This is a genomic window from Pseudomonas rosaeacicularis (assembly GCF_057128745.1).
Genome location: NZ_JBSKHT010000009.1, coordinates 1 through 14,531, shown reverse-complemented (window position 1 = coordinate 14,531; position 14,531 = coordinate 1). Strand labels below are relative to the sequence as shown.

The window sequence follows — 14,531 nt, the reverse complement described above, 5'->3', positions numbered from 1 at the left end:
CCACCGATCACATCCATGCTCCCCGTCGACCACGCCCTACCTATCGCGCCGATGCAACGCCTAAATCTCCCATGGTTGACCGACGCTGGCATCGAAGTAGCGATCCTGCGACTGGACCTCATCGATCCGCTGATCACCGGCAACAAGTGGTTCAAGCTCTCTCACCATCTCAAATCCGCTCAACAGGCAGGTGCTGAGGGGGTGATCAGCCTGGGAGGTGCGCATTCCAATCATCTTCACGCGTTGGCTGCAGCGGGCAAGCGGTTCGGTTTTCCCACGGTGGGTTTGTTACGTGGCCATCCGCAGCAAACCCCGACCATTGAGGATTTGCAGGCCTTCGGCATGCAGCTGCATTGGCTGGGTTACGCCGGTTATCGCGCGCGATACGAGGCAGGTTTTTGGACTCCGTGGCGCGAGCGTTATCCCCAACTGTACCCGGTGCCCGAAGGCGGCGGTGGGCTGGATGGGGCATTGGGTTGTGCCGAGATCGTGCGTCAGGCCCGTGATCAGCTGTCGGCGCTGGGTTGGGACGATTATCACGGTTGGTGGCTGGCGGCGGGGACCGGGACCACGCTGGCCGGTTTGCTGCTGGCGGAGGCGGGTGCCCGGCCGGTGTATGGCGCCACCGCGGTGCCGCACGGGCATGGTGTGCCTAAGAATGTGGGGGGGATTATTGAGTCTTTCGCGAGCAAGCTCCCTCCCACGGAATCGGGGAAGAATCATTGTAGGAGCGCGCTTGCCCGCGAAGGCGGCGGGTCAGGCGACTACGATGCTGAAGCCCAAAACCCATCGCGGGCAAGCGCGCTCCTACAAGGTTGTCATGTGTTGGACGGCAGTCGCGGCGGCTTTGGCAAAACCGATCAGCACCTGTTGGCCTTCATCGACACCTGTGAACGACAAACCGGCATCCCGCTCGAACCGCTCTACACCGGCAAGGCCCTGCTGGCCCTGCATGACGAAGTACTGGCGGGGCGATTTGCCGAAGGGACAAAGCTGATCTTCGTGCACACCGGTGGTTTGCAGGGCAAACGAACGTCGTCCCTGTAGGAGCGAATTTATTCGCGAAGCAATCGATCAGTCGATGAACCCTCGCCGGCTGCACCAACTCTCGCGAATAAATTCGCTCCTACAGAGGCGAGCCACACCGCTGGCACGAATCCTGCGGCCTCCACGGACTGATACGTCGGTTCTGGGCACGTCAGCGGCACTTCTGGAGTGAACCGTTTACGCCTCGGTCTCGATAATCGTACTTTCCCATGCGCCGAGGTTTTCATGACTACTGCAGCCATCGAGCAGGTCGATCCTGCCACTTTGAGAAAAGTCATTGTTGCGGCGGCTATCGGCAATTTCGTCGAATGGTTCGACTTCGCGGTGTACGGCTTTCTCGCCACCACCATCGCTCAACAGTTCTTCCCCAGCGGTGATGCTAGCGCGGCGCTGCTCAAGACCTTCGCCGTGTTTGCCGTAGCGTTTGCCTTCCGGCCATTGGGCGGGATCTTCTTCGGCATGCTGGGCGATCGAATCGGTCGCAAGCGCACGCTGGCGTTCACCATTTTGCTGATGGCGGGGGCGACCACGATCATTGGGTTGCTGCCGACGTACGCTGCAATTGGTGTGATGGCGCCGATCCTGTTGACCCTCATCCGTTGCGCCCAAGGCTTCTCGGCCGGGGGCGAGTACGCCGGGGCCTGCGCCTATCTGATGGAACATGCGCCGCGGACCCAACGCGCCTGGTACGGCAGCTTCGTGCCTGTTTCGACGTTTTCCGCATTTGCAGCCGCGGCGATGATTGCCTATGGCCTTGAGTCTTCGTTGTCGGCTGAGGCGATGGGCACTTGGGGCTGGCGCTTGCCGTTCTTGATTGCCGCGCCGTTGGGTCTGGTCGGGTTGTATTTGCGCTGGAAGCTGGATGAAACCCCGGCGTTCCAGGCCGTTACCCAAGAACACGCCGTGGCCCATTCGCCGCTCAAGGAAACCCTGCGCAATCACGGTGCGGCGATCTGCTGCCTCGGCGCGTTCGTCTCCCTGACAGCGTTGTCGTTCTATATGTTTACCACCTATTTTGCGACGTACCTGCAAGTCGCTGGCGGTCTGAATCGCGCGACGTCGTTGCTGATCTCCTTGATCGCGCTGGTGTTTGCGGCCGCGATTTGCCCGTTGGCCGGCGCGTTCTCTGACCGGGTAGGGCGGCGGATGACAGTAATCACTACCTGCGTCTTGCTGATCGCGGTGGTGTATCCGTCATTTCTGATGGCCAGTTCCGGCTCGTTTTTCGCCTCGATCATCGGCGTGATGTTGCTGGCGGTGGGCGCGGTGTTGTGCGGCGTGGTCACAGCGGCATTGCTCTCTGAAACCTTTCCGACCCGCACGCGCTACACCGCGTCGGCGATCACTTACAACATGGCTTACACCATTTTCGGAGGCACCGCGCCGTTGATGGCGACCTGGCTGATCAGCACCACGGGCAGCAACCTGTCCCCAGCTTTCTACCTGATCGTGATTGCCTTGCTCGCGCTGGCCGGGGGGTTGGCGCTGCCGGAAACGTCGAAGGTGTCGTTGCATGAGGTTGAGGGGTCGTTGACGTCGCGCAGGGCGGTCGGGTCGGTGGCCTGAGCCAACGGACTCTGTAGGAGACAACTTGTTGGCGAGGCGGCGTGAGGGTTGAAACAGTCCCGGCGTCTCGCGAATGAATTCGCTCCTACAGAGTGATGCAATATCTGCGCAACAAAACATGGCATCAACGCCCTAAAAAATGGCACATTGGCGCCGCCCGCGCCGACGACACACTTTGCAATCAATTCGAAGGCGCTCATCATTCACGTTTTGATGGATGCCCTTCATGGCTGTCAGCAGTACGCCTTCGAGTCCGGTTTCGCCCACTGCCGTTCCCCAATCCAGTCCGCTGGTCATGCGCATCATCGGTGCGGTGGCGCTGGCGCATCTGCTCAACGACCTGATCCAGGCGATTTTGCCGTCGATCTACCCGATGCTCAAAGCCAACTATGACCTGAGCTTCACCCAGGTCGGCCTGATCACCCTGACATTCCAGATCACCGCATCGCTGCTGCAACCCTGGGTCGGCTATTACACCGATCGCCATCCCAATCCGCTGGTCCTGCCGCTTGGTTCTTTGTGCATTCTGGCCGGGGTGTTGCTGCTGGCCAGTGTCGGCAGTTTCCCGCTGATCCTGCTGGCGGCAGGGCTGATCGGCGTCGGCTCCTCGACCTTTCACCCCGAGGCCTCACGCATTGCGCGGCTGGCCTCCGGCGGACGTTTCGGCCTCGCGCAATCAACATTTCAGGTGGGCGGCAATACCGGGCAGGCCTTCGGACCGTTGCTGGCGGCGGCGATCATCATCCCGTTCGGTCAGGGCAACATTGCCTGGTTCGCCCTAGTCGCGTTGTTCTCGGTCGGCCTGCTGTACGCCATCAGCCGCTGGTACAAAACCCACTTGAGCCTGTTCAAACTCAAGCGCGGCGGGGTCGCAACTCACGGCCTGTCGAAGGGGCGGGTGACCGCAGCCTTGGTGGTCCTGGCGTTGCTGGTGTTCTCCAAGTACTTCTACATGGCCAGTTTCACCAGCTACTTCACCTTCTTCCTGATCGAAAAATTCGACGTCTCGGTGGCCAGTTCGCAGCTGCACCTGTTCATGTTCCTGGCAGCAGTGGCAGCGGGGACGTTCTTCGGCGGGCCGATTGGCGACAAGATCGGCCGTAAGGCGGTGATCTGGTTCTCGATCCTCGGCGTTGCGCCGTTCACCCTCGCGCTGCCATACGCCGACCTCTTCTGGACCAGCGTACTCAGCGTGATCATCGGTTTCATTCTGGCGTCGGCGTTCTCGGCCATCGTCGTTTACGCCCAGGAACTGGTGCCGGGCAACGTCGGCATGATCGCCGGGATCTTTTTCGGCCTGATGTTCGGTTTCGGTGGGATCGCTGCGGCATTTCTAGGCCATCTGGCGGACCTTCACGGCATCGTTTATGTCTACACGATCTGCTCGTTCCTGCCCCTGTTGGGCATCCTTGCGATCCTGTTGCCGAGAACCAAACGCTGATGCTCATCGCCGCGCTGATTTTCCTGTTCACTATCACGCTGGTCATCTGGCAACCCAAAGGGCTCGGCGTCGGCTGGAGCGCGACGCTCGGCGCCGTGCTGGCGTTGCTGTCGGGCGTGGTGCACCTGTCGGATATCCCGCAGGTGTGGCACATCATCTGGAATGCCACCGGCACGTTCATTGCGCTGATCATCATCAGCCTGTTGCTGGACGAGGCCGGCTTTTTTGCCTGGGCCGCGCTGCATGTAGCGCGCTGGGGCAAGGGCCATGGTCGTCGGTTGTTTGCGTTCATTGTGCTGCTCGGTGCATTGGTTTCGGCGTTGTTTGCCAATGACGGTGCCGCGCTGATCCTCACGCCCATTGTGATGTCGATGCTGCTGGCGCTGCGTTTTTCCCCGGCGACCACGCTGGCCTTCGTGATGGCCGCAGGGTTTATTGCCGACACCGCAAGCCTGCCGCTGGTGGTATCAAACCTGGTGAACATCGTCTCGGCCGATTACTTCGGCATCGGCTTCAACCGCTACGCCTCGGTGATGGTGCCGGTGAACGTCGTCAGTGTGGCGGCCACGCTTGCGGTGTTGCTGTTGTTCTTTCGCCGGGACATCCCCAAGACGTTTGACGCCTCGCAGCTGGACGATCCGGCGACCGCGATTCACGACCGCGCAACGTTCATCGCGGGTTGGTGGGTGCTGTTGATTTTGCTGGTGGGTTGTTTTGCGCTGGAGCCGCTGGGTATTCCCATCAGCGCGATTTCGGCGGTGTGCGCGGCCATTTTGCTGGGTATCGCCGCCAAAGGGCACAAGATCCACACCGTCAAAGTCATGAAAGAAGCGCCGTGGCAGATCGTGATTTTCTCGCTGGGCATGTACCTGGTGGTTTACGGGCTGCGTAACGAGGGTCTGACCACGTGGCTGGCGACGTTGCTGGATCGCTTTGCCGACTACGGGTTATGGGGCGCGGCCATGGGCACCGGCGTGCTGACCGCGCTGCTGTCGTCGGTGATGAACAATCTTCCGACAGTACTGATCGGCCTGTTGTCCATCGATGCCAGCCATGCTGTCGGCCCCGTGAAAGAGGCGATGATTTACGCCAACGTCATCGGCAGCGACCTGGGGCCGAAAATCACTCCGATCGGCAGTCTTGCGACGTTGTTGTGGCTGCATGTTTTGGCGAAGAAGGGCGTGACGATTGGCTGGGGTTATTACTTCCGCGTTGGCATCGTGCTGACGGTGCCGGTGTTGCTGGTCACGCTGGCGGCGCTGGTGTTGCGGCTGAGCTGGTAGCGTCGGACGCTTTGGGCCACAGGTCCGGCATCAGGAATAGCCGTTCGGCTTCCTGCCATGTGCCGTCTGGAGTTTGCGTCAGCCGCACCAGCAGTTGAACGGCGGCGATGGGTGTAAGCTCATCGAACCACTGGCGCAGTTGCGCTTCGCTCCACGCTTCGTCGTAGCGCGCCGGTGCCAGCCAGGCTTGACGGGGCACCGGTTGCCAGCGTCCGGGTGAGCATTGCGCAACGAAAGCCGGCCAATCCCGTTGATGCAGCCACACGCCGCGCAAGTGATCGGTATGTACGCCAGTGGGAGACTGGGCGTTGCCGGGCCACGGATACAGCAGATAACCACCCAGCCACAGTTCGGCGCTGAAGTGCTCGACACCCAACGCCGATAAGGCTTCGCGGCTTTCAGGGCGCGATGACATTGGCAGTTGATGCTGACTCAAGTGCGCCAGCTTCAGGTCCAGCCGGTCCTGACTGTCGGCGCCGAGCCACTGGGCTGGGTCGCTGCCGTTGCCCTGTTGCGGGCCCAGATAGAACTTGATCGCCAACTCCACGTGATGAACGCCCTCGCGGTCGCGCAGCAGCATGTCCAGTTCACCCAGCGTGTGCCCGTTGATGCGAATCGGCAGATTGGCGGCGATCAACTCGACACCCGGCGCGTGCTCGACTGCGAACAGCCAGAGCTGCTCGTAATACCGGCCGAGACGTCGCTGTACGGGGTTTGAACACCACTCGGCCAGAGCGGCGGGGTCGGTGTCCAGCTCAAGAAGGAAGTCTGCCAGCGATCGCGGATCGTCCACCCAACCGCTGGCGCTGAGCGGATGACGCTGGGGCCAGGGCGTTTCACTGAGCATGGGCGGGGACAGAATCGCCCACGCCAAGTCGCGCACCTGAGGGTGGCGAAGGTGGCAGGGCAGGTCGGTGAGGGTGGGGAATAGGGTCATGGGCAGAGAATAGCTGCAGAGTTAACGCGGGCACAGTCCGTTGGAGCGAGGCTTGCCTGCGGTAGACGACTGCCTTGTTGGAGCGAGGCTTACTCGCGAAAGATTTACCTGACGCCAACGCTGCGCCAGCCTCACCCACGTCTCGCGAATGAATTCGCTCCTACAAAATCGTCGTCAGGCGCAAAACTCTGTAGGAGCTGCCGAAGGCTGCGATCGCGGTGTGTCAGGTGAATCGCATCGCAGCCTCGCTCGGGCTCGTCAGCTCCTACAAAAGCAGCGGCCGGCATCGCTTATTTGCCGCAGCTCAGGCCTTTCGCCCATAATCCCTTTCTTTGCACGCGCCAAACCCCGCGGGAGCCCCATGGAGCAATTTCGCAATATCGGCATCATCGGTCGACTCGGCAGCACCCAAGTGCTGGAGACCGTTCGCCGACTGAAGAAATTCCTGATGTCGCGGCACTTGCACGTGATCCTCGAAGACACCATTGCCGAGGTCCTGCCAGGGCACGGCATGCAGACCTCCTCGCGCAAGATGCTCGGTGAAGTCTGCGACATGGTCATCGTGGTCGGTGGCGATGGCAGCCTGCTTGGCGCCGCTCGCGCGCTGGCCAAACACAACGTCCCGGTGCTCGGGATCAACCGGGGCAGCCTGGGTTTTCTGACCGATATCCGCCCTGATGAGCTGGAAGTAAAAGTCGCTGAAGTGCTCGACGGCCACTATCTGGTGGAAAACCGTTTCCTGCTCCAAGCCGAAGTCCGCCGTCACGGCGAAGCCATCGGCCAGGGCGACGCCCTCAATGACGTGGTGCTGCACCCCGGCAAATCCACGCGCATGATCGAATTCGAAATCTACATCGACGGCCAGTTCGTCTGCAGCCAGAAGGCGGACGGCTTGATCGTCGCAACGCCCACCGGTTCGACCGCCTACGCGCTGTCAGCGGGCGGGCCGATCATGCACCCCAAACTCGACGCCATCGTCATCGTGCCGATGTACCCGCACACCTTGTCGGGGCGGCCAATTGTCGTCGACGGCAACAGTGAGCTGAAAATCGTTGTCTCAAAAGACATGACGATTTATCCACAGGTCTCCTGCGACGGGCAAAACCACTTCACCTGCGCCCCGGGTGACACCGTCACTGTGAAGAAAAAGCCGCAGAAACTTCGCCTGATCCACCCACTGGATCACAACTACTACGAGGTCTGCCGTACCAAGCTGGGTTGGGGCAGTCGGCTCGGCGGTGGAGGCGACTGATGCTCGATCCCGCGCGTAGCTACGATCTGATCGGTGACGTGCATGGTTGTGCCCAGACCCTTGAGCACTTGCTCGATACCCTTGGTTACCGTTTTCAGGCGGGCGTCTGGCGCCACCCTGAGCGCATCGCTTTGTTCTTGGGCGACATCATCGACCGCGGCCCGCGCATCCGTGAGGCGCTGCATATCGTGCATGACATGGTCGAGGCCGGTCAGGCGTTCTGCATCATGGGCAACCACGAGTTCAACGCGCTGGGCTGGATCACCCCGGCGCCACCGGAAACCGGTCAGCAATTCGTGCGCGAACACTCGCCGCGTCATTTCCGGCTGCTGGGCGAGACCCTGGCGCAATTCGAGCAGCACCCCGCCGACTGGCATGATTTCACCCAATGGTTTTACCAACTGCCGCTGTTCATCGATGCCGAGCGTTTCCGGCTGGTGCACGCCTGTTGGGACACCAGCCTGATCGAACCGCTGCGCAGCGTGCACGGCGACGGGCGCATCGATCAGCACTTCGTCCAGGCCTCGGCGATACCCGGCAGTTTTGCCGCCGCCGTGTTCGACCGCCTGCTGCGCGGCACCGACATGCGCCTGCCCCACGGCATGACGTTGACTGGCGGCGACGGCCTGACCCGCGGCTCGTTCCGCACCAAGTTCTGGGAAGACGACCCGCAAACCTACGGCGACGTGGTGTTTCAGCCGGACGCATTGCCGGAGCCTGTGGCCAAGCGGCCCTTGTCCGACACCGAGAAAAACGCGCTGCTGCGTTATGGCATCAACGAGCCGCTGTTGTTCGTCGGTCATTACTGGCGCAGCGGCATCCCCGCAGCCATTCGGCCAAACCTGGCCTGTCTGGATTACAGCGCCGTGTTGTACGGCAAACTGGTTGCCTACCGGCTCGATCAGGAAACACAGATCGACCCGAATAAATTTGTCTGGGTCGACGTCACCCGCCCCGAGAATGCTGAATGACTCCTGTCGCCGTTTTACGTCTGCCGCTGACCACCGATCTGAGTGGTTTTGTCGATTTGCTCAAACGCCTGAACGTCCCCCATCGGGTCAGTGAAGAAGCCGGCGAGCAAGTGCTGTGGGTGCCAGGCGCTACCCAACTGGCCGATGACGTCCGCGATCTGTACGAGCGTTATCCCGAAGGTGATCCGACGGCTCAATTACAGCCCGGTCAGCAGGTTTCTACGCTCAAACGTCCGAGTGCATTGGCCAATACCTTGCAGCAGTTGCGCAGCAGTCCGGTCACGACACTGATTCTGTTGCTGGCGGCGATCGTTGGCGGCATCACGCTGTTGGGGGATAACCTCGGCACGCTGAGCTGGTTCACGTTCAACGACTTCCACGTCAGCGGCGAGTACGCCAGATTCGTCCCGTTGCAGGACACATTGGCGGCGGGGCAGTGGTGGCGGATCGTATCGCCAATGCTGATTCACTTCGGCCTGCTGCACCTGGCCATGAACGGCATGTGGTACTGGGAGCTGGGCAAGCGCATCGAGATGCGTCAGGGCGGCTGGCAACTGTTGGTCCTGACGTTGGTGTTCAGCGCCGTTTCCAATTACATCCAGTACCTGTGGAGCGGCCCGAGCCTGTTCGGCGGGTTATCCGGTGTGCTGTACGGTTTGCTCGGCCACTGCTGGATCTTTCAATTGCTCGCGCCCAACCCCATGTACCGTTTACCCCGTGGCGTGTTGTTCATGATGCTGATCTGGCTGGCGGTGTGCCTGACTGGCGTGGTCAGCCTGCTGGGCTTTGGCGAAATCGCCAACGGCGCCCATGTCGGCGGCCTGATCATCGGTTGTGTTACAGGTCTGCTGGGCGGTGCATTGGCCCGCCGTAAACATTAAAATCGCCCGCTAAATCTTGGGAGAGCTTCATGTCCACGTTCAACGAAATGATCGAAAACATCACCCCGGACGTCTATGAGAGCCTGAAGCTGGCCGTGGAAATCGGCAAATGGTCGGACGGGCGCAAGCTGACCCAAGAGCAGCGCGAGCTGTCGTTGCAAGCGCTGATTGCCTGGGAGGTGCGTAACGTGCCCGAAGACCAGCGCATCGGTTACATGGGCCCGCAGGAATGCGCGTCCAAGTCCGCGCCGGTACCCAATATCCTGTTCAAGTCGGATGCCATCCATTGATCGAGATTGGCCGCGGTGCAGTGAACAAAATGTCGGCGCGCATTGAAGCGTCGCAGGTTCAGTACAACTTTCGCCTGGGCGAGGTCGAGATCCCGGTCAATCCGTTGATCGGCAAGACGGTCCGCCTGGAATATCTGGGCGCCATCCATTGCAGCAACTGCGGGCGCCGGACCAAGACCAGTTTCAGCCAGGGCTATTGCTATCCGTGCATGCAGAAACTCGCCCAGTGCGACATCTGCATCATGAGCCCGGAAAAGTGTCACCACGAACACGGCACTTGCCGCGATCCGGAGTGGGGCCAGCAATTCTGCATGACTGATCACGTGGTCTATCTGGCCAACTCCTCGGGTGTGAAAGTCGGTATCACCCGCGCCACGCAACTGCCGACACGCTGGCTGGATCAGGGCGCCAGTCAGGCGTTGCCGATCCTTCGGGTGGCCACCCGTCAGCAGTCCGGTTTTGTCGAAGACTTGCTGCGCAGCCAGGTTGCCGACCGCACCAATTGGCGCGCATTGCTCAAGGGTGATGCTCCTGCGGTTGACCTCAAGGCCATTCGTCAGCAACTGTTCGAGTCCTGTGGCGAGGGCCTGGCGGGGTTGCAAGAACGATTCGGTCTGCAGGCCATCCAAATGCTGCACGACGTCGAGCCCATCGAGATGGTCTATCCGGTCGAGGCGTACCCGACCAAGATCGTCAGTTTCAATCTGGACAAGGACCCGATCGCCGAAGGCACGTTAATGGGGATCAAGGGCCAATACCTGATCTTCGATACCGGCGTGATCAATATTCGCAAGTACACGGCGTACCAGCTCGCCGTGCATCAGTAATAAGGAATCATCATGCGCACCGACCAGCCGAAAATGATCTACCTGAAGGATTATCAGGCGCCTGAGTACCTCATCGACGAGACGCACCTGACGTTCGAATTGTTCGATGACCATTCGCTGGTCCACGCGCAGTTGGTGATGCGCCGCAACCCCGAGCGCGGTGCCGGGCTGCCGCCCCTCGTGCTGGACGGGCAACTGCTGGAATTGCAATCGATCAAGCTGGCAGACGTCGATTTGACAGCGGCGGATTACCTGCTGACCGACGACAGCCTGACGGTGCACCCCAAGACCGATAGCTTTACGCTGGACACCACGGTCAAGATCCACCCCGAAAGCAACACCGCGCTGGAAGGCCTGTACAAGTCCAGCGGCATGTTCTGCACCCAGTGCGAGGCCGAGGGTTTTCGCAAGATCACCTATTACCTCGACCGCCCGGACGTGATGAGCAAGTTCACCACCACGGTCAGCGGCAGCAAGCATGACTTCCCGGTACTTTTGTCCAACGGCAACCTGGTGGCCCAAGGCCCTGGCGAAGATGGCCGGCACTGGGCGACCTGGGAAGACCCGTTCAAAAAGCCTGCGTACCTGTTCGCGCTGGTGGCCGGTGACTTGTGGTGCATCGAAGACACGTTCATCACCATGACCGACCGCAAGGTCACGCTGCGCATCTTCGTGGAGCCTGAAAACGTCGACAAATGCCAGCACGCCATGGACAGCCTGAAGAAATCCATGCGCTGGGACGAAGAGGTCTACGGCCGTGAATACGATCTGGACATCTTCATGATCGTGGCGGTCAACGACTTCAACATGGGCGCCATGGAGAACAAGGGCCTCAACATCTTTAACTCCAGCGCCGTGCTGGCCCGCGCTGAAACCGCGACCGATGCCGCTCACCAGCGCGTCGAGGCCATCGTTGCCCACGAATACTTCCACAACTGGTCGGGCAACCGCGTGACCTGCCGCGACTGGTTCCAGCTGTCGCTCAAGGAAGGCTTCACCGTGTACCGCGATTCCGGTTTCTCGGCGGACATGAACTCGGCCACGGTCAAGCGCATTCAGGACGTCGCGTACCTGCGTACTCATCAGTTCGCCGAAGACGCAGGCCCCATGGCCCATGCCGTGCGCCCGGACAGCTTCATCGAGATTTCCAACTTCTACACCCTGACCGTGTACGAAAAGGGTTCGGAAGTCGTCGGCATGATCCACACGCTGCTGGGCGCCGAGGGCTTCCGCAAGGGCAGCGACCTGTACTTCGAACGCCACGATGGTCAGGCCGTGACCTGCGACGACTTCATCAAGGCCATGGAAGATGCCAACGGCGTTGACCTGACCCAGTTCAAGCGCTGGTACTCGCAAGCCGGGACGCCGCGTCTGGCGGTGACCGAGGCTTACGACGCCGCCGCCAAAACCTACAGCCTGACCTTCCGCCAGACCGCGCCGACCACACCGGGCCAGCCGGGCAGCGAGAAAAAACCGTTTGTGATCCCGGTGTCGCTGGGCTTGCTGGATGCACAGGGCACTGAGTTGCCGCTGCGATTGCAGGGCGAAGAAGCTGCGGTCAACACCTCCCGCGTGTTGTCGGTGATTGACGCCGAGCAGACCTTTACCTTCATCGACATCGCTGAAAAGCCGCTGCCGTCCTTGCTGCGTGGCTTCTCGGCGCCGGTGAAACTGAGCTTCCCGTACAACCGCGATCAACTGATGTTCCTGATGCAGCACGACACCGACGGTTTCAACCGTTGGGACGCTGGCCAACAGTTGTCGGTGCAGGTGCTGCAAGAGCTGATCGGGCAGCATCAAGCGGGTAAGCCGCTGGAAATGGATCAGCGTCTGGTTACAGCACTGAACACCGTGCTGAACGACGAAAGCCTGGATCAGGCCATGGTCGCTGAAATGCTTTCGCTACCCGGCGAGGCGTATCTGACCGAAATCAGCGAAGTCGCTGACGTCGATGCCATCCATGCCGCACGTGAATTCGCGCGTTTGCAGCTGGCTGAGAAGCTGTCGGATGGTTTGTGGAAGCGTTATCAGGCCAACCGAGCGATCTCCAAAGCCACGCCATACCTGGCCGAAGCCGAGCATTTCGCCCGTCGCGCGCTGCAAAACATCGCGCTGTCCTACCTGATGCTGGTGGGTAAACCTGAAGTGTTGGCCGCGACCAACGAGCAATTCGACACCGCCGACAACATGACCGAGCGCCTGACTGCGCTGGCGGTGCTGGTCAATTCGCCGTTTACCGAAGACAAGGACAAGGCGCTTGCGACCTTCGCCGAAAACTTCAAGGACAACCCGCTGGTCATGGATCAGTGGTTCAGCGTGCAGGCCGGCAGCCCGTTGCCGGGTGGTCTGGAGCGCGTGAAAGCCCTGATGCAGCATCCTGCGTTCACGATGAAGAATCCGAACAAGGTGCGTGCGCTGATCGGTGCGTTCGCCGGGCAGAACCTGATCAACTTCCACGCGGCGGATGGTTCGGGTTATCGCTTCCTGGCCGATCTGGTCATCGAACTGAACGGCTTCAACCCGCAGATCGCCTCCCGCCAACTGGCGCCGCTGACCCGCTGGCGCAAATACGACGCCAAGCGCCAGGCCTTGATGAAAGGCGAGCTGGAACGCATTCGGGCGTCGGGGCAGTTGTCCAGTGACGTGTATGAGGTTGTGAGCAAAAGCCTGGCTGAGTAACGCTCTGCCTGAGCAACATCGGCAAACATAAAGGGGCTGTCCGCTAACACGGGCAGCCCCTTTTTTTGCGGTCATTTTTTGTAGTCCTTTTCTATCATCGGCCGGTCATTTATTCCCACGACACCACCAGAGCGCCCTGACAGAAATATCGCGCCTGCGCGTTCATCCTTTCAATGCCTGCGCGAGCGTTCTGCCATCGCAGGCGCTTCCTCCCAATGAAAGGTATGTCATGTCGATGAAGGGACACAAAACACTGGTGTTGCTGGGTTTGGCTGTTTTTGGGCAACAGGCAATCGCCGATTCGCAAATCACCCATGAACAACGCGTTGATCTGGGCACTGTCGAGTTGAGCATGGGCGTCGGGCTGCTGAACGGCCAGGCTCGGGAAAAGGTTTACGACACCGATGACGGCACGAAAATCAGCCAGCTCGATTGGGACATGAAACAGGTTCCTACGCTGCATTTGGGGCTGACCGTTCATCCTCTGCAGTGGCTATCCCTGGACCTGCTCGGCTGGACCATGGTCGGCAAAGGCGATGGTCATATGAAGGATTATGATTGGCAGAGCCATGAGCATGCCGACTGGAGTGACTACTCCAATCACCCTGATACCCGCGTCAAAAAGGCCTGGCAGGCTGAGTTCGCGGCCACTGCGTGGGCGTTCAAGCGTGATGATGCCGCGCTTGGGGTCATGGCCGGCTATCAGCGAAGCCAGTTCGGCTGGCAAAGTCGTGGAGGGACCTACACCTACTCGGATCAAGGCTTTCGTGACCAGTCTGGCGAGTTTGCTGCCGGCAGCAAGGGCGTCAGTTACAAACAGCGCTACGACACACCCTATATAGGACTCGTCGGCCGATACAGCCTTGGCAAATGGGCCCTGGAAAGTCGCTACAAATACAGCCAGTGGGTCAAGGCCAGTGACTTCGATAACCATCATGAGCGTGAGACGACTTTCGCTGGTCGTCACGGTAACAAGGGGCGGATGCAGAGTCTGGCGATGGGGCTGTCGTATCACGTTACGCCGCAGTTCTCGGTAAAGGCGGGTGTGGATTACCAACGTTATGCCGAAGCCAAGGGCGGCACGCTGATCAAGGACGCACTGGACGGTGACAGCCAGCACGTCTCAGGCGACTCCAGCAGCCAGTCTGCCAAGACGATTCTTTCCAGCTTGGCGGTCAGTTACAACTTCTGAGCCGACAAGGGAACGCGCTGTAGGAGCGAACTTGTCCGCGAGCGGGTCTTGCCTGACATACCGCGGTATCCGCTCTCGCCAACAAGTTGTCTCCTACAGGTTGGGCGTCGGGAGCCGATGTATGTCGCCCGACACACGCGGTTCTGTAGGAGCGAACTTGTTCGC

At 60.4% G+C, this 14,531-nt stretch carries 12 protein-coding genes; 11 read left to right on the top strand and 1 reads right to left on the bottom strand.

Annotated features, from left to right (window positions below; genetic code table 11):
• Positions 1 to 15: 15 nt before the first annotated feature.
• The 4 genes from ACWKWM_RS12875 (at position 16) to ACWKWM_RS12860 (ending at position 5,337) form a co-directional block, all read left to right on the top strand.
• Positions 16 to 1,047 carry a 1-aminocyclopropane-1-carboxylate deaminase/D-cysteine desulfhydrase gene (locus tag ACWKWM_RS12875; protein ID WP_483846512.1) on the top strand — a complete coding sequence of 344 codons (1,032 nt, stop codon included), beginning with the start codon at positions 16 to 18 and terminating at the stop codon, positions 1,045 to 1,047.
• 225 nt (positions 1,048 to 1,272) lie between these two features.
• On the top strand, positions 1,273 to 2,613 hold the full coding sequence (locus ACWKWM_RS12870) for an MFS transporter (protein ID WP_483846511.1): 1,341 nt from the start codon (positions 1,273 to 1,275) through the stop codon (positions 2,611 to 2,613).
• 226 nt (positions 2,614 to 2,839) lie between these two features.
• Complete coding sequence (locus tag ACWKWM_RS12865; protein WP_483846510.1) at positions 2,840 to 4,054, top strand: MFS transporter; 1,215 nt, start codon at positions 2,840 to 2,842, stop codon at positions 4,052 to 4,054.
• The gene (locus ACWKWM_RS12860; protein ID WP_483846509.1) at positions 4,054 to 5,337 is read left to right on the top strand and encodes an arsenic transporter; all 1,284 of its coding nucleotides are present in this window, start codon (positions 4,054 to 4,056) and stop codon (positions 5,335 to 5,337) included. Before ACWKWM_RS12865 ends, ACWKWM_RS12860 begins: the two co-directional genes overlap by 1 nt.
• Here ACWKWM_RS12860 and ACWKWM_RS12855 read toward each other — a convergent pair.
• Positions 5,300 to 6,274: a DUF1853 family protein gene (locus tag ACWKWM_RS12855; protein ID WP_483846508.1), complete on the bottom strand. Its 975-nt coding sequence runs from the start codon at positions 6,272 to 6,274 to the stop codon at positions 5,300 to 5,302. The two genes, ACWKWM_RS12860 and ACWKWM_RS12855, sit on opposite strands and share 38 nt — an antisense overlap.
• 361 nt (positions 6,275 to 6,635) lie before the next feature.
• Between ACWKWM_RS12855 and ACWKWM_RS12850 the strand changes: the two genes are divergently transcribed.
• The 7 genes from ACWKWM_RS12850 to ACWKWM_RS12820 all read left to right on the top strand — a co-directional run bounded on the left by ACWKWM_RS12850 (position 6,636) and on the right by ACWKWM_RS12820 (position 14,366).
• Complete coding sequence (locus ACWKWM_RS12850) at positions 6,636 to 7,526, top strand: NAD(+) kinase (protein WP_483836193.1); 891 nt, start codon at positions 6,636 to 6,638, stop codon at positions 7,524 to 7,526.
• On the top strand, positions 7,526 to 8,497 hold the full coding sequence (locus ACWKWM_RS12845; protein WP_483846507.1) for a metallophosphoesterase: 972 nt from the start codon (positions 7,526 to 7,528) through the stop codon (positions 8,495 to 8,497). The genes ACWKWM_RS12850 and ACWKWM_RS12845 overlap by 1 nt, the downstream gene beginning before the upstream one ends.
• Positions 8,494 to 9,378: a rhomboid family intramembrane serine protease gene (locus tag ACWKWM_RS12840; RefSeq protein WP_483846506.1), complete on the top strand. Its 885-nt coding sequence runs from the start codon at positions 8,494 to 8,496 to the stop codon at positions 9,376 to 9,378. The genes ACWKWM_RS12845 and ACWKWM_RS12840 overlap by 4 nt, the downstream gene beginning before the upstream one ends.
• A 29-nt stretch (positions 9,379 to 9,407) precedes the next feature.
• A complete protein-coding gene (locus tag ACWKWM_RS12835) occupies positions 9,408 to 9,668 on the top strand; it encodes a YeaC family protein (RefSeq protein WP_268797197.1) in 261 nt (86 codons plus the stop codon).
• Positions 9,665 to 10,495, top strand: a complete 831-nt coding sequence (locus ACWKWM_RS12830; protein WP_483836190.1) for a DUF2797 domain-containing protein — start codon at positions 9,665 to 9,667, stop codon at positions 10,493 to 10,495. The genes ACWKWM_RS12835 and ACWKWM_RS12830 overlap by 4 nt, the downstream gene beginning before the upstream one ends.
• Before the next feature lie 12 nt (positions 10,496 to 10,507).
• Positions 10,508 to 13,174 carry an aminopeptidase N gene (gene pepN / locus ACWKWM_RS12825; RefSeq protein WP_483846505.1) on the top strand — a complete coding sequence of 889 codons (2,667 nt, stop codon included), beginning with the start codon at positions 10,508 to 10,510 and terminating at the stop codon, positions 13,172 to 13,174.
• A gap of 229 nt (positions 13,175 to 13,403) precedes the next feature.
• Complete coding sequence (locus ACWKWM_RS12820; RefSeq protein ID WP_483846504.1) at positions 13,404 to 14,366, top strand: omptin family outer membrane protease; 963 nt, start codon at positions 13,404 to 13,406, stop codon at positions 14,364 to 14,366.
• Positions 14,367 to 14,531 lie beyond the last annotated feature (165 nt).